We start from the raw sequence: 235 nt of genomic DNA, 5'->3' as shown, positions 1-235 counted from the left end.
TTATTTTTGATTTTGATGGCACACTAGCTGATACTTTACCTTTATGTTATTACTCGTTTCAAAACGTTTTTTGGCAGTTTGATAATAAAGAAATTACTGAAGCAGAGATTCTTTCTATGTTTGGTCCAAGTGAAGTTGGTATTATTCATGAGAACTTACTTTCTGAAGAAAAAGAAGTAGCAGTTGAAAGATACTATGAATGCTATGAAGAAAAGCATCATGATTACGTAGAGCG

The 235-nt window shown here is 31.9% G+C and carries 1 protein-coding gene; it reads left to right on the top strand.

Annotation, left to right across the window (positions count from 1 at the left end):
* Window positions 1-2: 2 nt before the first annotated feature.
* The coding region (locus KI369_RS28520; RefSeq protein ID WP_212959002.1) for an HAD hydrolase-like protein at window positions 3-235 on the top strand (233 nt) is incomplete at its 3' end.

The sequence above is a fragment of the Bacillus sanguinis genome (genome assembly GCF_018332475.1).
GTDB lineage: Bacteria > Bacillota > Bacilli > Bacillales > Bacillaceae_G > Bacillus_A > Bacillus_A sanguinis.
Note: the sequence above shows the minus strand (reverse complement) of the source record. Positions and strands in the feature narration are given on the sequence as shown.